The 17,304-nt window shown below is 69.5% G+C and carries 18 protein-coding genes; 11 read left to right on the forward strand and 7 right to left on the reverse strand.

Annotation, left to right across the window (positions count from 1 at the left end):
* Positions 1 to 36 precede the first annotated feature (36 nt).
* From OG624_RS41165 to OG624_RS41180, 4 genes are all read right to left on the reverse strand, one after another.
* Positions 37 to 1,833: a hypothetical protein gene (locus OG624_RS41165; protein ID WP_266360767.1), complete on the reverse strand. Its 1,797-nt coding sequence runs from the start codon at positions 1,831 to 1,833 to the stop codon at positions 37 to 39.
* Between the two features lie 334 nt (positions 1,834 to 2,167).
* Positions 2,168 to 2,608, reverse strand: coding sequence for a GNAT family N-acetyltransferase (locus OG624_RS41170; RefSeq protein ID WP_331719581.1), 441 nt, complete (start codon positions 2,606 to 2,608; stop codon positions 2,168 to 2,170).
* A gap of 74 nt (positions 2,609 to 2,682) precedes the next feature.
* Complete coding sequence (locus OG624_RS41175) at positions 2,683 to 4,215, reverse strand: ISKra4 family transposase (RefSeq protein WP_331719580.1); 1,533 nt, start codon at positions 4,213 to 4,215, stop codon at positions 2,683 to 2,685.
* A gap of 69 nt (positions 4,216 to 4,284) precedes the next feature.
* Positions 4,285 to 4,851, reverse strand: a complete 567-nt coding sequence (locus OG624_RS41180; protein ID WP_371638817.1) for a hypothetical protein — start codon at positions 4,849 to 4,851, stop codon at positions 4,285 to 4,287.
* 692 nt (positions 4,852 to 5,543) lie between these two features.
* Here OG624_RS41180 and OG624_RS41185 point away from each other — a divergent pair.
* From OG624_RS41185 to OG624_RS41195, 3 genes are all read left to right on the forward strand, one after another.
* Positions 5,544 to 6,326 (forward strand): hypothetical protein, encoded by a 783-nt coding sequence (locus tag OG624_RS41185; RefSeq protein WP_331719578.1) that lies wholly within the window; start codon positions 5,544 to 5,546, stop codon positions 6,324 to 6,326.
* A gap of 44 nt (positions 6,327 to 6,370) precedes the next feature.
* The gene (locus OG624_RS41190) at positions 6,371 to 6,646 is read left to right on the forward strand and encodes a hypothetical protein (protein WP_371638816.1); all 276 of its coding nucleotides are present in this window, start codon (positions 6,371 to 6,373) and stop codon (positions 6,644 to 6,646) included.
* A 494-nt stretch (positions 6,647 to 7,140) separates the two neighbouring features.
* Positions 7,141 to 7,884 carry a hypothetical protein gene (locus tag OG624_RS41195; RefSeq protein WP_331719576.1) on the forward strand — a complete coding sequence of 248 codons (744 nt, stop codon included), beginning with the start codon at positions 7,141 to 7,143 and terminating at the stop codon, positions 7,882 to 7,884.
* 342 nt (positions 7,885 to 8,226) lie between these two features.
* Here the strand turns inward: OG624_RS41195 and OG624_RS41200 are convergent, their stop codons facing one another.
* Positions 8,227 to 8,919, reverse strand: a complete 693-nt coding sequence (locus OG624_RS41200) for a hypothetical protein (RefSeq protein ID WP_331719575.1) — start codon at positions 8,917 to 8,919, stop codon at positions 8,227 to 8,229.
* 512 nt (positions 8,920 to 9,431) lie between these two features.
* On the opposite strand from OG624_RS41200, the gene OG624_RS41205 reads away from it, so the two are divergent.
* The 3 genes from OG624_RS41205 (at position 9,432) to OG624_RS41215 (ending at position 10,219) form a co-directional block, all read left to right on the forward strand.
* A complete protein-coding gene (locus OG624_RS41205) occupies positions 9,432 to 9,677 on the forward strand; it encodes a hypothetical protein (protein ID WP_331719574.1) in 246 nt (81 codons plus the stop codon).
* 132 nt (positions 9,678 to 9,809) lie between these two features.
* Entirely contained in the window at positions 9,810 to 9,986 is a 177-nt protein-coding gene (locus OG624_RS41210) for a hypothetical protein (RefSeq protein ID WP_331719573.1), read from the forward strand.
* The gene (locus OG624_RS41215) at positions 9,986 to 10,219 is read left to right on the forward strand and encodes a hypothetical protein (protein WP_331719572.1); all 234 of its coding nucleotides are present in this window, start codon (positions 9,986 to 9,988) and stop codon (positions 10,217 to 10,219) included. Before OG624_RS41210 ends, OG624_RS41215 begins: the two co-directional genes overlap by 1 nt.
* On the opposite strand, the gene OG624_RS41220 is transcribed toward OG624_RS41215, so the two are convergent.
* Entirely contained in the window at positions 10,185 to 10,511 is a 327-nt protein-coding gene (locus OG624_RS41220) for a hypothetical protein (protein ID WP_371638815.1), read from the reverse strand. The two genes, OG624_RS41215 and OG624_RS41220, sit on opposite strands and share 35 nt — an antisense overlap.
* A 388-nt stretch (positions 10,512 to 10,899) precedes the next feature.
* Between OG624_RS41220 and OG624_RS41225 the strand changes: the two genes are divergently transcribed.
* The gene (locus tag OG624_RS41225) at positions 10,900 to 11,430 is read left to right on the forward strand and encodes a hypothetical protein (RefSeq protein ID WP_331719570.1); all 531 of its coding nucleotides are present in this window, start codon (positions 10,900 to 10,902) and stop codon (positions 11,428 to 11,430) included.
* Between the two features lie 451 nt (positions 11,431 to 11,881).
* Here OG624_RS41225 and OG624_RS41230 read toward each other — a convergent pair whose 3' ends face one another.
* The gene (locus OG624_RS41230) at positions 11,882 to 12,694 is read right to left on the reverse strand and encodes a flagellin N-terminal helical domain-containing protein (RefSeq protein ID WP_331719569.1); all 813 of its coding nucleotides are present in this window, start codon (positions 12,692 to 12,694) and stop codon (positions 11,882 to 11,884) included.
* A 368-nt stretch (positions 12,695 to 13,062) separates the two neighbouring features.
* Here OG624_RS41230 and OG624_RS41235 point away from each other — a divergent pair, with 368 nt between their 5' ends.
* From OG624_RS41235 to OG624_RS41250, 4 genes are all read left to right on the forward strand, one after another.
* Positions 13,063 to 13,536, forward strand: a complete 474-nt coding sequence (locus OG624_RS41235; RefSeq protein ID WP_331719568.1) for a YidB family protein — start codon at positions 13,063 to 13,065, stop codon at positions 13,534 to 13,536.
* 124 nt (positions 13,537 to 13,660) lie between these two features.
* Positions 13,661 to 14,020, forward strand: a complete 360-nt coding sequence (locus tag OG624_RS41240; RefSeq protein ID WP_331719567.1) for a hypothetical protein — start codon at positions 13,661 to 13,663, stop codon at positions 14,018 to 14,020.
* Between the two features lie 152 nt (positions 14,021 to 14,172).
* The gene (locus tag OG624_RS41245; protein ID WP_331719566.1) at positions 14,173 to 15,789 is read left to right on the forward strand and encodes a helix-turn-helix domain-containing protein; all 1,617 of its coding nucleotides are present in this window, start codon (positions 14,173 to 14,175) and stop codon (positions 15,787 to 15,789) included.
* Positions 15,789 to 16,385, forward strand: a complete 597-nt coding sequence (locus OG624_RS41250) for a hypothetical protein (protein WP_331719565.1) — start codon at positions 15,789 to 15,791, stop codon at positions 16,383 to 16,385. The genes OG624_RS41245 and OG624_RS41250 overlap by 1 nt, the downstream gene beginning before the upstream one ends.
* The last annotated feature ends 919 nt before the right edge of the window (positions 16,386 to 17,304 follow it).

Below are 17,304 nucleotides of genomic sequence, written 5' to 3' on the forward strand. Positions count from 1 at the left end.
CGACGTTTTTATTGAACCAAAAGTATGGCGTGTTGGCTAGTGGGTGGGGTTAGGTGTCGGGCGGGTTCGGGTCTGTCGGGTGAGGGTGGCGCGGATCTCGGCGGCGGGGGTGGTGGGGAAGTTCGTGGGGAGGAAGTCGGCGGGGACGGTGACGGTGATGTGGGTCTGTTCAGGGAAGCGGTCGGTGATGGGCGGGCGGGGCGCTCGGCGGGGTCGCCGGGCGGGCGGGGGTACGGGGGCGGGTTCTTCGTGGGGGAAGAGTTCGAGTTGTTCGGGGCGGCCGCGGCGGGCCTGGGCGACTTGCGTGGCCACGAACTCGTCGAGCTCGGTGCGGGCTGAGACCCTTCGGGCTTCCTCCTGCCCGCCGGTGAGCGGAGGCAGGAGTGTGGTCTCGCGTAGGGCGGGTTCGGGGCGGACGGCGTGCCAGGCGCGGAGGGCGGTGGTGCCGTCGGGGGTGGGGGTGACGTGGCGGCCGTCGCGCTGTAGCAGGCCGGCGGCGATGAGGGAGTGGATTCGGGTGCGGGCGACGGCGCGGCCCTTGGCGCGGGGGTCGTGGGGGTCCATCCGGTAGAACACGGTGCCGTCGTGGTGGAGGTGTCCGCGTTCGGCGTCGTGCATGGTGCTGGCCTGGGCGGTGCTCCAGCCGAGTGCGTGGGCCTGTTGTTCCCACAGGGGCCGGTTGAGGACGGCTTCGGTGCGGCGGGCGTGGTCGTCGGCGTGGTGTTTGGCGGCCAGGTAGGCGTCGGCCTTGGACCAGGCGCCGTTGCGGACGGTGTCGACGGTGGTGAACGCGCCGCCTCCGCCGCAGGGCAGGCACATGACGGCGTAGGCGTCGGCGCGCAGGTTGAGGGGGCTGATGGTCACGCTGTCGGGCAATCCCTCGATGGCGGTCATGGGCCGGTGGGCCGCCAGCGGGGGCGCGGCCTCCTCGCGCAGGGTCTCCTTGGGTGCGGGTTCCACAGGCGCGGCTGCCGGGGCGCGCGTCTGTGTCCCGGCGAGGGCGGGTGTGTTCTGGGTGGTGTCGGCGGGGCGGTGAGGGGAGGGGTGGGATGCGGAGCGGCACACGCCGCAGCGTTCGTCGACGGTCCAGGTGTCGGGGCACCGGCCGCACCCGTGTAGGGAGCGGTGGATGTCTTCTTCCTGCTCGGCGTTGCGGTGGGCCTTGTGCGCGGCCTGCTCGACGGTGTGTTCGGCCTCGGCGCGGGCGCGGCAGGCTTCGGCCTCGGCGCGGCTGATGGTGGCTTTCCGTGCGTACTCGCGGTGCCACGCGGCGGCTCGGGCGGCCAGGACGCGGGAGTGGTCGCCCTTGGGGAGGCAGGGGAAGGTCAGCTGCTGCTGGTGGTCGGCGCTGGAGCTTTGGTGCTTGCGGTGGATGCGGCGTGCTCGGGTGGCCTGCTCGGCGGTGGTGAGCAGGGCGGTGGGTCCGGCGGTGTGCAGGAGGAGGGACGCTTTGCGGCCGTCGTCGGTGGCGGTGATGAGGCCGGCGGGGTCGGGATGGGTGAGGAAGCCGGAAGCGGTCAGCTCGGTGACGAGTCGGGCGGCGATGCGGCGGCCGCCGGGGCGCCGCCGGTATCCGCCAGCGGGGTCGGCGGTGATTGCGGTGGTGGTGGCGTGGTCGACGGCATCGAGGTGTCGGGCGGTCCAGGAGAGTTTGGGGCCGATCTCACCGGCGTCGTACCGGGCACGCCAACCGGTGGGGTCGTAGTCGGCGGCGGTGGCTCCCTTGAGGCCGGTCCAGTAGCACCGGTGGCATCCGTTGGAGCACCGGGAGCAGGCCTGCGGCGGTGCTTCCGGTCCGTTGCTGCTCGTCGGGGAGAGGATGGGGGAGGTCATTGGTGAGCTCCTTGGTGAGTTCGCGTGATGGATGCCGCATCGCCGCACGGTCCGCAGGGGCACGGACGGGTGCCGGGCCCCCGTGCTGCTGTCGGCCGGGGCGGGAGGGTGGGGGCGTGGCCCGAGCCGGGATGCGCTCTGCAGGAGCGCGGTTCGGTCGGGTGGCGGCCGTCGGCCAGGGCCGGGGCGGTGGGGCGCGGGCGTGGGAGCGACCGTGTGTGGTCGTCGCCTGCGCGCGCCAGCGTGGGATTGGGCCGGCGGTAAGTCGGTTGGGTGTGGCTCTTCTGAAGGGAAGGTGCGGATGGGTGGTGAACCCGCATCGGGTCTGTTCCAGTCAGGAGAGCCGCAAGTCGATCCAGGGGATCGTGTCTCCAGGTAGCAGGTATCGCTCGGTCTCGACGAAGCCGTGCTTCAGCGCAAACCGGAGTCCGTCCTCATTGGAGGACAGAACGACGGTCTCGATCACCTCGGCCCCCAGTTCCCGTGCCCGGTTGACCCCGCGCGCATAGAGTTCCCCGCCGAACCCCTGCCTGCGGTGAGGGGCGAGCACTCGGGCGATGACTGTGGCCGTCCGTGTTTCGTCCGTCGGCGGGCGGACCGTGCTGCAGCCCACGAGATCGTCACCGAGATACGCGATCTCCAGGTGGTGGCGCTGGGCACGTTCCCGTACTTCGTCCAGGCACAGGGAATGGGTAGGAATGATCACGTTGTGGGCGTACTGCCAGTCTTTGAGCATGGCGTCGCCGTCCGGCCGCTGGATACGAAGATCAGACATCTCAGCAGGAGACCCGAGGACACCTTGGACGTCAACTCTGCTGGGTATTTCTATGTCTTCGGACAAGTCCCGAATCAAGCCATGAGGTCGTATTCCTGCTGGTCGGTCGCGGGGTAGAGGCGCTCGTGCTCGCGGGCTGCGTGGTAGCGCCAGTAGGAGTCGAGGTCGCCGTTGGCGACGACCGCGCGGAGCCGTAGGACGGCTTCGGCTCCGTCCAGGCCCCAGCGGGCGCCGGTGATGTCGAGGCGATCAGCGATCAGATGACGGCAGGCGCCCTCGACCGCCCCTGTGGCGATCGGCCACCCGCTGTTGAGCGCGGTGTCGTAGCGGAGCTGGTCGAGGTGGCCGGTCAGGTAGCGGTGGCAGGCGTCGACGGCCTCGCGTCGGGCGGCCGACAGGTGTTCCCGGTCGGCTTGGGCGGTCATCTGGTCGGCGGTGCGGGAGGCATGGCCAGCGAGGATCGCGGTCAGATGGTCGGCCGCCCAGCCTTCGGCCTCGGTGGTGCCGGGCTTGTTGAAGGCGTGGGCGGCGGCCCAGACGTACTCGGCGACGTGCACGAAGTCCAGCAGCACGTGCAGCGTGACACCGCGCCGGCCAGCCTCGGCGGTGACCAGGTCAAGCTGATGACGGGCGCCGTCGACGAGGACGATCCACGGCCGCAGATGCTTCGGGTCGCGGGCCTGGGCTTGGTCGAATGCGTCGGCGATGACCTGCGCGGGCGGGCGGACCAGCGAGGCTGTGCACCATTTGTTCTCGGCCTTCGGCCCCGGGCGAGCGGGGCGTTCGCCCCTTCGGCCGCCGGGCGGGTGGATCACGTCGTGGGGGCGCCTGGGGGCCGGGCGGGTGTCGAAGACACAGGCCACGGTCGCCATCCGCTTCCGGTTCGGCTTCTCGCCTGGCGCGAGCCGGCCGCGATGACCGCTGGCGGCTTTCGCGGCGGCCCGGCGGGTGGCCTCTCGCAGGGCCTCGGGCCGCATGACCACGCCCTTGCCGTCCACCTGGACCACCAGCGGCATCTGCCGGCTGCATGGGAACGGGATCCGGGCCTGGTAGAAGCTGTCGGCGTCGACCGCGGCCGCGACCACCAGTTCTTCGAGTCGGCGTTTGCCCAGCACCTTCCCGCAGCGACGCTCGACCGCCTGCTGGGCTTGGTCGAACGAGCCGCGCACGGCTTCGGTGACCGCGAGCCGGCGCAGGCCCATAGAGTGCCGGCCCGCAGGAAGTGACAGCGCGGCGTCGGCGGGGTGCACGTTGCCGACGCCCGGGCCCCGATGAGCAACCCGGCCAACGCGGACCAGCCCGAACACAGTGGCCAGCCAGCGGGAGTGTCCCGTCTCCCGCCAGGGCCTGCCTCGTCCCTCCGGCCCCACCACGAGAGGCCTGCTGCCGGCGCGGACCGGCTGTTCTTCGCGCATCGCACGCAGGTCCAAATGGTCCTGCAGCAGCTGCCGTAACAGCTCCCGCCCGGCGGCGTCGAGGTGTTCTTCCAGCTCGGCGTGGGTCCACGCGCCCGCATCCGTGCCCGACAGGGTGCGCATCAGCGTCTCGAAGGCACTGACCGAGCGGGCAAAGAGGTCAGCGGTGGCATGAGTGTCGTACGGTTTCATCTCCGGGGCTCTTCCTGTCCTGCATCCGATTGGGTCGCACCTTCGAATGTAGGGGGAAGAGCCCTGTTATCAGCTGGAGTTAGGCGAAGCATCCGATCGGCGGCGGGCCGGGGTGAACATGCCGGGGGTGTCCTCGTCCAGCCAGCCCCGTTCCACCAGCCGCTTCAGCTTTGACCGGGTTCCCTCGATCTTCCCGGTCTCGGCCGGCAGTCCGATCCTTGGCACGATCTGCTTGGCGCGGACCGGCCCCGGCGCGTCCGCCACCACCTCCACGATGTCGCGGTACACCGACGGCAGCACATCCGGCATCATCCCGGGCTGCCAGTTCGGCACGGTCAGCACCCCGATTACCTGCCTCTCGGCCCCCGCATACGCCGACACCGCCCGCTCACCCGCAGGCGACTGTCCGGCACCGGCCGCCGCCACGGACACTTGCGGATCCATCTCCGCGAGCACTTCGGCGACCGTCGCCCGCGTGATCCGCAGACGCTCCAGCCCCTCCCGGGCCACCTCCAGCCTCCCGGACAGCTCAGCGAGCTCGGCTTCGAGCTCTTCCACCCGAACCCGGGCGGCCGCCTCGCGGGCTTCCAACTCCTCGAACAGCGAGCCCATCCGCTCCCCCTCCTCCACCACCACGGTAGAGACGAGAAGCCCCGAACACAGCCCGATCAGCGTTCTCCCAGCTCAGCACTTCCCTTCAAAGGAACTGCACCCAACGCGGATCCGGCTGGCCCGGCGCTCGACCTTGACGTCGCCCAGCAGGGGCAGTTCGCCGATGCGGCCCCCGACTGCCACGGACCGGCCGAGGAACCCGGCCCCGAGGAGGACAGCTCGTGGGGGTTGGCACCGCCGCCGAGCGCGGAGTACCTGGCGTGGCGTGAGCAGCAGGCACAGGCCCGTCTTGCCCCGCTCGGCCGGTAGAACCACCCACTCGCCCAGTGCCCCAATACGGGGCGCCGGGCACACCCTTGGCCGAAAGCCCTCCGTGTGGGCTGTAGGCGCCTCATACGCGGACGCGCGGGTTGCCCGAGCCTCCTCGGCTTCAGGGCTCTGTGACAGGCGCTCAGCGAGCCGCCTGTGACGTCGGGTGCCGGAGCGGCAGGGTGCCGGCGGTTCAGGCGGTTGGGTGGGGCCGCCCGTTCCGAGCCGACGGGATCCTGTTCTCGGGTGGAGCCGTCCGGCGCGAGGCCGTCGCAGGCCGGGGGCGGCCGCGCCCTCGCGCCGACATGGCGTGTGCGGGTGAGGCCCGGTGCCCGGTTCTTCGGAAGCAGTACCACCGGGCTGCAAACCTCGACGGACCGTCTCACGGCGCCGGTACGCTTGTCGGTATGACGACGGTGGAGCAGAGGGACCGAGACACGAGTCCCGTGATCTCGATCCTTGCTCCTGCTCCGAGTCAGGAATTGGCCGACTCCACGTACCGCCTCGCCCTTGCCATGCTCGACGGTCTCCCATACCAGGACACGCTTCGGGGGGCCGAGACCCTGACCGAAACCCTCGTGCAGAGGCCGGGCCGAGCGACGCGCTTGGGCGTGATGTGGTCCGGCCAATCGCGCCTGACCTCACTTCTTGAGGCGTTTCGGCGTGGTTCGGCGGCTGCCGAGGACGCTCGTGGCGCGTTCGGCGTGCTCTTGGGCGAGGCCTTCGGTGAGGTTTCGCAGGCGCGAGTCGATGAACTTCGGCGGCCACACGAGTACGGGTACACGTACAAGTACGAGGACGAGCGGCCCGCGAAGGGGGCCAGCGGTCCCGAGATTTTCGGCGCGTATGTGCTGTCGGCGGGGCTGTTGGCACAGACCGTCGACGATGTCCTGCCGACGAGCAGCTTCGGTTGGCGCGAACGCGAAGCAAGGCCCCTCGCCCTCCTCCACGTAGCGGAGTTCGGCGACCTTGCCGCGCTTGCCGACATGATCGCGGTGTGGCGGGCTGACCTCCTGCTGGCCATCCAGCGGTGGTTGTCCCCGGCTGCGTACGAGTACGTCGACCATGGGCCGCCGCTCGCGTGCTCTCCGTGCGGTGTGATCCGGATGGCTTCACCCGAAGTTCCCCGTGGGCCGGAACTCGGTCTCCAGCTCGATGCCTCCAGCCCTTTCTGGGTGCTGACTGCCTGATCTCCGATCGGGCGCTGCGCCCGTTCATCGATGTGGAGATCAAGTTGAAGAGCATCATCGACGCGGTCATGTCGCTGGCCGCGGAGTATCCGATCGTGGCGGCCGTGGCCGTCGGAGTCGTCCTGGTGGTCGTGGTGCCGCCGGTCGTCAAGCACCTGGGTGTGCTGGTGCGGGAGTACTGGGCGCCCAAGGTGGCGCGGCTGCGCCGGAAGTTCGGACAGGTGTGCCGGCGGATCAGTGACCGGCTTGGGACAGAGGACGAAGCCTCTGCCGAAGCGATGTCCGGGGAGGACGTCTGTCGTCTGACCGAGAGGGTCTGAACCGAAGCGTCGGCTGGGCGGGCCCGCAGGGGTCCGCCCAGCCGACGCTGTGGGTTGAAGGGCGTCCGGGCCCTGCGTAAGGGTCCTCAGGTCGCGTGTGTGCGGACGCGTGTGACGCCCTGTCTCCTCCCGCAGCAGGAACCGTGGGAGGCGCGCAGGCGGCCTCATGTGGGCTTAGGCGCGGACGCCGCCGCAGCCGATCCATGGGGCTTCGCCCAGTGGGATCCCGACACGGAGGGCGGACTCCTCGGAGTCGGCAGCAACGGAGGAGGGGGAGGAGGCCGGCGCCGCGGCGGCGAAGCCGAAGAAGCGGGCAGCGAAGGGCCCTCTTCAGGTCTCGGAGCTGAAGCCGGTGGCCGGTGAGGGCGAGGTGTACGCGATGCTCGACGACCTCGGGGTGCTGACCTCCCCGGCCGCCCGCATCTCCACCCTGCGCCGCGCGGTACGGGAGTTCCTCGGGCACTACGCGGACGCCCGCTCGGGGGCCGTACGCGATGTACCCGCGCCGCCCCGAGCACGCCGCGCTCCGGCTGAGCATCGGGTGGCACCAGGCCGGGGGCCCTCTCCGTTCAAGCGCTGGCTACAAGGACGGGGATCGGATCGCCCGACCGGCCGGCTACCTCGCCGCGCTGCTCACCACCCACGAGTGCGACCACCCGAACTGTGAGGCCGGGGTGTTCCTCAACACCGGCGAGGAGTGCAACACCTGCCAGTACCGAGCCGCGGAGCGGATCGCCCAGGCGAAGGGGGCGCAGCTCCTCGCCGAGCAGCAGGTTCGCGCTGCGGCCGCGGCGGAGCTCCGGGCCCGGCAGTTGGCGGAGGAACGGGAGCAGGCGCACGGGGAGGCTCTGGAGGAGAACACGCGCCGCGAGGAGGCCGCCGCCCGCCGGGCAGCCCGGGAGGCCGCCGCGGCCGCCGAGGCTGAGGAGACCGCCCGCCTCCGCGCCGAACTCACCGAGCAGTTCGCCGCACTGGACGCCGCCGCGGCCCGGCCGGTTGTCCCTGCCCCCCTCCACGCCGCCCACGACCAGGACCCCGCCGACCCCGAGGCCGACGCCTTCCCGGTCGAGGAGGACCCGTTCGCCCCCGGCCACTTCGAGAACGAACCCGTTCTTGAGGCCCCCGTGCCGGACGTCACCGCCGACGTCCAAGAGCAGCAGGCGGCCGCTCCGGCCCCGTGGTCGCTTTCGCACCCGAACGCCCTATACGAGGCGGCGAAGGCCGCCCTGGCTTCCTAGGCCCCGTTCAAGACCTGCCCGGTGCCCGTTCAGGTGCCGGGCGGGCCCATGTCCGTGACTGCCCGTACGCAGCCCTGCGCGCCCCGTACGGCGATCAACGCCACCCCCCGAGATATCCACGCCGCTTGACCGCCCATCAGGCCAGCACAGGGCTGTACAGGGCCACACGCCGACGGGCGAGGGAGCGTCACCCATGACGGGGCTGGCTTTGTCGCCGAGAGGCAGCAGCGATTGTTTGTCAGAACCGGGAACGGTCTGTGGCGGCGCAGGACTGTGTTGTCGAGTTCTGGAAGCGCGTCGGTACTTGCGTCTGACTGCCTCATGTGGGTGCCGGTCCCCCCGTCATTCATGCGGTTGGCCAGGCGCCGAGTGCGCCGCCCAGTCGGGGGCTGGGGCCATCATCGGGGGCGGAAGCAACTGTTCCATCGGGGGCGGGAACAACTGTTCAGTGAGGGCTTGGGTGTTCCGAATCAAGAATTCGTTGATCGCCCAGAAGGTGGAGCGTGCCTCCGTAAGGGTTCCTTCGAGTTCCGTCTGCGGCAGCGGCGACCCTGTGCCGTGATGGATAGCCTCACGAATGCGCTGAGAGGTATCTGAGAGTTGGTCCACGAGCGGACGGGAGTCGAAGGGACCAGCCGGGCGGGTCCAGGTGCCTGTCAGCCGGGTGTCGGGAAGCCGGCGGCCCGCCATGCGATACAGCCCCGAGGTGAACTCCCTCAGCTCCGCTTGCAGCTGCCCGTCATAGCGCTCGGCGTCGACAGCCCGGCCCAGCTGCAGGTCGCTGATCGCGCGCTCAGCAGCAATCAGCCACGCCCTGGCCGCAGCGCGTGCTGCGGCGATGATCTCCAGTGTGAGCTCTTCCTCCGCTCGCCGGGCGGTTGCGGCTGCGGCTGCGGCATCGTCACGTCGTTTCGCCCGCTGCACCAAGAGGGCGCCGCCGGCGCCGAGGCCCGCCCCGCCAAGGCCACTAACCGTTGCAAGGATCGTCTCCCACATCGCCATCGCGCGATGGTCCACCAGGTGCAGCTTGGGCACAACGGTCCTACGCGCCAAATCTGGCTGAGCGCCCATGCTTCCTGGGCGGCGTGCATGCTCCTGCAACGAAGACGCTGGCACGGGCCAGTGAGGTGCGAACTGGTCAGTGGCGTGTGGGGCCTTCGCCGAGTGTGCGGCGGCCGGGTACGGACTGGGGCTCGGGGGCGGACTCTGCCGGGGGAGCCGGCGCGGTGCCCTCGGCGGCAAGGCGGGCCCTGCGGGATCCGGCGGAGGCAGCGGAGGCGCGGGGGCCCGTGCCCAAGACGCGTCGAGTGTTCACCAGGACAGTGTCCTGCGCGCGAGGACGTCTGCGCGGAGCTCTGCCGGTCGTCCGGCCCGACGACATCGAACGAACTCCTCGGCCCTGCACTGGTGGGGTTGCGCGGCTAACCCCCGCGTTCCGCACTGTGCTGTCTGCCCCTCACCGGAGTGCGCAGACTGCAACCCCCGGGAGAGGTGTGCAGCGCCATGTCCGCGGATCGTCCGGGGCCGCTCTTTCGGGAGGGAACCCCATGTCCACCGCTACCGACCCGCAGCCCCAGACCCCTCAGCAGCAGCCCCCGCGGCCGCCCCAGCAGCCGGCCACGGACCCGCTCCTGACGCTGTGCCTGGTCATCGTCGGCGCCGTGGTCCTCGCAACGGCCGGTTACATGTGCGTCGCCCACCCGTCGCTCACCGGGCCGATTGCGACGGTGGCGACGGTGGCCGGGGCTCTGGCTGCGGCGGTCGGCGTCGGGGTCGCCGTCTGCCGGCGCTGACCCGTGGCCCGGCAACGGGCCTGCTCGTTAACGACAAACGCCCCGCCCGGATCACCGGGCGGGCCCGTCGTCGTCGACCGACCCGCCGTGCAGGTCCCGGCCACGTCCCGATACCCGGCCGGCTGGGGCGTGATGACCTCCCACGCCGTCACCTGGCCCGGCAAGCGGCCGCACACGTCCTTCGTGGCGCTGCGCATGACGCAGGAAGCGGGCGGTTGGTGGGTGGCCCAGAGCGAGGACGTCGCCGACACCGACCTGACGGCCCCCGTGGACGCGGTGCTGTCCGCGCTGTCCCGGGAGGTCAGGTGATGCGGCGCCTGCGGGGCCGGACGGTGGCCATCCCGGTCATGGCGGTGCTCACCACGCTCGCCGTCATGTCCGGGGCCGCGCACGCCGAGACCGTCGACCCCGACGGGGTGGGCGGGCTGCTCCCGGCCCCGGCCGCCCCCACGGGCGGCGGAACGATGTACGAGACGTACCCGCACCTGCACGTCGGGGCGGGCGTGTTCACGCGGCACCTGCCTGCTGCTTGGCGCGGTTGATCTTGGCCTTGGTGTGGAGCTGCTCAGGGATCCGGATACGCCGCTCCCGGGCGGCCTGGTAGACGACCCCACGGAAGCGGCTCCTGCGCATGCGCACCGCCGCGTTGGTGATCTTCAGCTTGTCCGCGATCTCGGTGTCCGAGTACCCGTCGATGGTCAGCTGGATGACCGCCCGGGTCTCCCACTTCTGCTCGTCCAGGATCTTCTCGAAGACGGTGACGAAGGTCTCGTGCTCGGCCAGGTAGCCGGATGCCTGAAGCAGGCCCGCGAGGACGTCGGGGTGACGGGCCACGACGCCCTCACCCTGATCACCGCGCACGCCGACGGGCCCTACCTCCGCCTACGCGGTCTGCTCGCTGCGCGACCGCCCACCGACTCGTGCATCGCCCGAGCCCGGCACCACGCCACTGCCATCGCCCGCCCGGCGTTCTCCACCGCGGTACGTACTCCTCGGCCAGGGCCGCACCTCCAGCCGGGCCCGCAGCCCCAAGACCATCGAGAACTACGTGATCGCCATCTAGGGCACCCTCGAAGCGTGGATCGCCGACGGGCTCACCGATCCCCGTGAGATCACCAGGAAGCACATCGAGGACGCCCTGGACCCGCTCCGCAGTGACCAGGCCCGCCGCCTGCACACCGCACTGCGCTCCTTCTTCAGGGCCCTCAAACGCGAACGCCTCGTGTTCCGAGACCTGGCCCGCAGTGTCTCCCTCACCAGCAGCCGATCCGTGCCGACCGCGCTGCCTTCCGACCGCATTGCCGGTCTCCTGGACCGCCTCGATGACCCGCGCGACCGCCTCATGGTCGCCCTCGTCGCCATCTACGCCCTTCTCCCCGGACAGCTCGCCCACCTCCGGCGAACCGACCTCGACCGCAGCAAGGGCCGACTGCGCCTGCGCCGGGCGGGACGCATGGACCACGTCATCTACCTCGACGTCTTCACCCTGGGCCTGGCCACAGCGTGGGAGCTCCAGCGCCACCAGCGCTGGCCCGACAGCTCCAATCCCCACTTCTTCGTCACCCGCAACACCGCCGTCGACGACTCCGGCCCGCCCATCAGCGCCGGCGTGGTTCAGTTGCTCTTCCAGCGAGTCGGCCTGCCGGCCGGCCGCCTGCGCGTGGACCGAATCGTCGACGAGGCTCGTCTCAGCGCCGACCCCGTTCGGCTGATGGACCTCTTCGGCCTGTCCAACCTCTCCGCCACCCGATAGGTCCTGTCGGCACACCCCGACAAGAGAATCGGTCCCATTGCCCCGTAGATCGCTGTCCGCACACCTCCGGCAGTGAACCGAGGAGGCTGTGGTCGGCTGACGGCCCTGAGCCGGAAGGGCAGCCAGCCGGCCACACGGCCGGGCGGGGGAGGGAGTCTCCGGCCCCGGTGTCGCCACGCACGCCGCTGGAGTCCAGTTGGCGAGAAAATGCGCTGCGGTCGGCGGTCGCGTACTTGCCCCCCCGCCGGGCATCGAGGAGCCGTCGTGCGTGAAGCGGTACGCCGGGTGGATTCAACCAGCGGTGAGAAGCAGGTCTGGTCTGGCGTCGCCGGACCAGACTTCACCGCAGGAGCGCGTGACCACGGTCGGCTCGGTCCGGAGACTGAACGGTGCCTCGGAGTAAATCACCGAACAGGGACCGCTCAGGACTCAGCCTTCGCGCTCTCGACCATCAAGCCCCTTCGATGCCTGTGTCGCTCGCCGTCAGGTTTTCCACTGCGTAGTCGTTGCTTCGGATGGCCGACTCCAGACGGTTGGAGAACGCCCCGAGGTTCGATCGCTGGGCCGTGACAGTCTTGATCGCGACGTCGATCTTTGCGATGGTCGAGTTTGCGTCGATCGCCGTCATGACATTCACCGGGCCCGCCACGGCGACTCCGCCCTGCTGATCGGCCGGGGTGGCTGCGCCCTGATCCGCGGGGGTGGCCGCCTCGCCGGCGAAGAGATGCTGGATGTCGGCAGCGAAGATGTTCACTGCCAATGCCTCGTCGGTATTCGCGCCCACGTGCACGCGCAGTGTCCACGATGCCTGGGCGTTCGCGAGTGACGCCGGTGTGTTGATCTTCGCGGGCATCATGCCCAGCTCGTCGGCCGCCTGTACGTTGGCCTCGGCCGAGGCGTCGCTGAGCAATTTCATCTTGTTGAAGTCGGCCTGGTCGGCGACTCTGGCGATCTCGTCGGTCAGCTGGTCGACCTCGATCTGGATCGCCGAGCGGTCCTCTTCGCTGTAGGTGCCGTTCGCCGACTGGATCGACAGCACCCGCATCCGCTGCAGGACACCGGTCAGCTCATCGAGGTGCCCCTCGGTTGTCCTGATGAAGTCGAGCGCGGCGGAGGGCGACCGAACGTCGACCCTCTTCTCCAGAGGCGCGGCTGACACGTCGGGTGTCGTGGCCCCGGGTGCGGGAGTCAGACCAAGGCTCGCCCCCTGCTCCAGGAACTGAACCTTGGCGGGGCCCTTTGAGTTGGGCGTGGTCTCGGACACGTTGGCTCCTCACCAGCAGGCCCGTTGCCTGCCAGGCCGGAGCCTTTCATGACGCACCGTAATCGGACAACTACTGACTTCAACTCACTGGCCGGAAGCCGATCATGGCGTCCGTCAAACCCCGGAGTGCGCCCGCCTCGGCCCCAGAGACAGATCGACCGCTGCCTCAAGCCCATGATTATCGGCCTAAGGGTCAGCCTCCCGCCGCAGGGATGTCCCGCGTACTACCCAGCGAATGGTGACGAACCCACTGCAGACTCTCGGTCAGAACGGATCTCGGGCACCGGGTTCGTGGCCAATCTGCTTCCGGAATCCGGGAACCCGTCGGTTTCCATCTTCCGGCGGTTGGATGGTGGGAGGGTTCCTTCATGACCGATCCCGTGAACGACGGCGCACCGACGCCGACCACCCTGTCGATCTCTGTGAAGGACCTCGCGGACGCCGGCCTGGAACCGCAGTTGCGGTCCTGGGTCGGCTCCGGGCCCAACGAGCCGGTGACCGCCGAACAGATCACCCTGGTCATCGGGCAGGACGAGCTCACCCGGACCGCTGAAGCCCTCGGACGTGAGCCCGGCGACCTTGCCGCGGACATCGCCCTCGCCCTCCCCCAGCTGATCACGGCAGCCCCCGAGGGCAGCGTCGAACCGGCCCCCGCGCAGGACGGCGCCGGGGCCGTCCGCACCCGTGAACTGACACTCACGCCCCAGATGGTGGTCGGGGAAGCCGAGTCGGATGTCAATTACAGGGCCCCGCTCAAAATCAGCGCGAAGGGGACGACCTTCCAGCCGGGCGACTACACCGGCGTCGTGGCGATGATCTTCGACGCAGTACCTCCCGTGTAGGTCGAAGAGCGGTCCTCGACGAGGGCACGCCCGGGACAGGCGCGGTCGCCGGATGAACGATCGACCGCTCCTGTCCCCCTGGGGGGAACACCGATGTCGGCGGGGCCGGCGGCCGTGGCCCAACATGACCGGCCGGTCCCGCCTCGCGATCCAGCCCGGCGCCCGCTCCTGCGTTTGGCTTGGTACTCACACGTCCTTCAACGGGGGCGGGCCGGTAGAAGCCACCGGGCGGAGGAAGCCGCACGCCTCTGTACGCGGACCGACCAAGTCCTCCGAGGCGGAGGCCCTCCTGCGCGTCTGGGGCGACGGCGGGATCGACCCGCACCACGCCGCCCAGCGCCAGGCCCTCGAAGACCTCGCCGCCACCGAGATGGTCACCCACGGCGACATCCTCGACCGCTTGCAGGACAACGTGCTCCACAGCCTCCGGACGCTCTCCGAGTCGTCACCGCCTACTGACACACCCCATGTCGCCGACCACTGACATCTCGTGTCGTCTCCCACTTACGTTCTGACGTCGTCCGACACGACGAACCCCGCTACGCCCGGACCAGGGGCACCTACCCAGCCAAAACGCATACTCAATTCATGCATTGAGTATGCGGAATCAGTATTGAGCATGCTAAAGTAGCGTGCATGATGGGTGTTGAGGATCTCCTCAGGCTCACGGTTGCAGCGCTGATGACGCGCACCGGTGAGCGCCAGAACGACCTCGCCGACGGCCTCGGCCTGTCGCAGGCGCAGGTCTCACGCAAACAGGCGGGGCGCCAGCACTGGTCGCTGGAGGACGTTGACCGGCTCGCCGAGCACTTCGGTCTGCATTTCCTGGACCTGCTGGCCGGTCCCACGCACGCGGTCGGTGTACTCCACGGCTCGATCCCTGCCCTGCGCCCCGCGGACGCCGTGGCTCCCTCGGCCATCGCGCAGCCGGCCCCCGCCGCCCTGTTCGCCGCCGAGCCGGCCGCCGCCGCGCCCGCCCCCGCAGCACCGGTGGGGTTGTGTGTGCTGTGCGGGCAGCCGACCGGTGACGAACTGGAAGGGTTCCCGCAGCACCTGAGTGCCGAGGAGTGCGCGGCCGCCGTCGCCGCCGTACCCCCGGCCCCGGGCCCGGCGTCGGCCCCGGCAGCACCCGCACCGGCCCCCGTCCCGCAGCAGCTCCCCGCCGAGCCGCCGGCCCCGAAGCCGGCGGAGCCCGTCGCGGTGGAGCCCGTCACTCCGGAGCCTGAACCCGAGGTCGAGGTCGAGCCCGCGCCGGAGCCGGCCAGGACGGGGCCGGCCGTGGTGCGGGGGCCCCGGGCCTACGCCTCCGGGACGCTCGTCGACGAGATCACGGGCCGGGTGCACGAGGTGCTGGAGGAGTGCACGGGGGACCTGGCCGCCGCCCAGGCCGCGCTCATCAAGTCCGCGATCCCGGACGTGATGGCCTTGTTCAAGGCCTCGCGGGTCGGGGGCCGGTACGAGCACTCGGAGTTCCCGCCGACCGCCGACGTGCTGCGCAAGCGCTCCCAGAAGGGGTCGGACGAGATCTGGGAGGGCCGCCCGAAGTGGCGCAACCCCCACATCTTCCAGGCGGCCAAGAAGGGCGAGACGTTCGAGGTGACCGCCCTCGACATGAACGCGGCCTACCTGTCGGCCTTCAAGTGCTGGTTGCCGATCGGACAGCTCCGCGAGGACACCAGCGGCGTCCACGACCGGAAGAAGTCCGGGATCCACCTGCTCACTCCGGCCGAGTGGGAGCACACCGACCTGCCCAACCCGCTGGGCAACCGGATGGAGCCGGGGGAGTTGTGGGTCAGCGAATCCACCCTCCGACTGCTCCTCGACTGCGCCCGCGAAGGCCTCACCGACACCCCGGTAATTCACCGCTCGCTCGTTTCCGGCGGCACAGAAGTCCTGTTGGAAAAGCTCCGACGCGCCCTTGCGGAAGTTCGTAAGACGGCTCTTGCCGAGGGCGATGAACTGACCGTGAATTATGTGAAATCAATGTATTCTAAGTTGGTCTCCACCCTGGGTGAATCCACCGCGAATCGGGATATGCGGCGCCCGGACTGGATGCACATCATGCGCGCGAAAGCGTTCGCGAATCTGTGGATGAAAGCCAACAAAATTCACAAGGCCGGATTGCAGGTCGTGGAGATCTCCGGCACGGATGAGTTGCACGTGATCGGCGATTGGCGGTTGGTGTTCGCGGAGGGCAGGGACCTGAATCAGGTGAAGGAAAAGAGCACCTACACGTTGGGGGGTAAGCGCTGATGGCAGGATCCGAGAATCTGTGGGCTCGCTGGGGTGACTGGGGTAAGCACGACGCCCGCGGGATGAAGGGCGGTGAGGCCCTGATCCTGGAGCTCAACCGGATCGTCCACTCCTCGGGTATCACCTCGCCCGTCACCTCCCGGCGAGGCCTGGCCGCCCGCCTCCGGTACCTCGACAGCCCCGCCGGCCGCGAGGCCTTGGCTGAACAGGGCGTCACGGCCCGCTCCCTGCGCTCCTGGACGCGCGGCAAGGCCACACCCTCCCCGGCGTCCAGAGAGCGGATCGACGCGGCGTACTGGTGGCGCCGGCGCGAGAACCTGATCCGCTCCGGCTGGCTCGTCCGGCACCTCGACAACGACGGCCGCGGCCGCCGCATGGAGATCTACCCCGTCGACCAGAGCCACGTCGACTCCAAGTACAGCCGCCCCCTGAGCGACCGCTCCATCACCGTTCGGTACATCTGGACCGACCTGGTGAGTGCGTGGGGCGCTCGGGATGAGGCGCTGGTGGATGAAATCTGGGACGACGTCATCACCGACCTCGATTCCGACTATGCAGCCTATGCATATGTCTCTTCTGTCGGTATCGGAGCCTGACCCATCCCGCTATTTATAGCTGCGCCCCGGTCAAATAGGCCGGGGGCGCAGCTATGTGTGGGCGTTGCTTGTGATGGCGGTTCAGATATCGTGCGTTTTTGGTTACTGAAGGCCCAGACTGTCGAGCGCGTCGGACATGACTCCAGGCTGCTTCACCGTGTGCTCCGTATTGTTGTCGATCGTGGTGTCCTCTTCTGCGACGGCCGCCCCCGCGCCGCTGCCAGCGTTCCTTGACTGACCCTGATTGATGGCCCAGTTGCTGCCATCGTCGGCCTGGGCCGCTCCCCCGAAGGACAGGGCTGCCCCAGCGAGAGCGACAGCGGCCAGTACACGCCTCATGTTGTTCATGGCCTGCCAACGACCACGCCCGCATGCAGTTACGGCGGCTGTTTTTGGCGGGGGGTTGTGGGGTTGTGTTTTTGGTATTCGGTCAGGGGGTGTTTCGGTTTTAGTATTTGACGTTGGGTCGGTTTGGTGGGTCGGGAATCGGTGTTTTTCCTTTTGTTGGCGATCTGTCTGGTGTAGACCACTTGCTGATGCTGGTCCGGGGTTGTTGTTACGTTGTGTGGCGTGCCGGGGGAGGGGCCGGCGGGGTGGACACTCCGCGGGACCGTGTGCATACTGCTACTGAGAGGGAGCGCGCAGCGCGAGCGGCACGACCTCGGCCCCGCAGGGGCCGCACCCCCCTGAGACACCGTTACAGATAACCTGACAGCCCATCAAAACCCCTTCTGACCTGCTACAATTAAGCCGAAGAACCCCGCGGCAGCCCCCCTCCGTTGCCAGCCGGCCACCGCGGACCCACAGTCCCCGAACAACCGGGACCACCCCGCCGTCACCGCAGGTGACGGCCCATCGGGCCACACTCCGCCCGGCGTCGCGCAGCGACGCAGCCCCCTTGGGAGTGACGCAGTCACTC

Source organism: Streptomyces virginiae, assembly GCF_041432505.1.
Lineage (GTDB): Bacteria > Actinomycetota > Actinomycetes > Streptomycetales > Streptomycetaceae > Streptomyces > Streptomyces virginiae_A.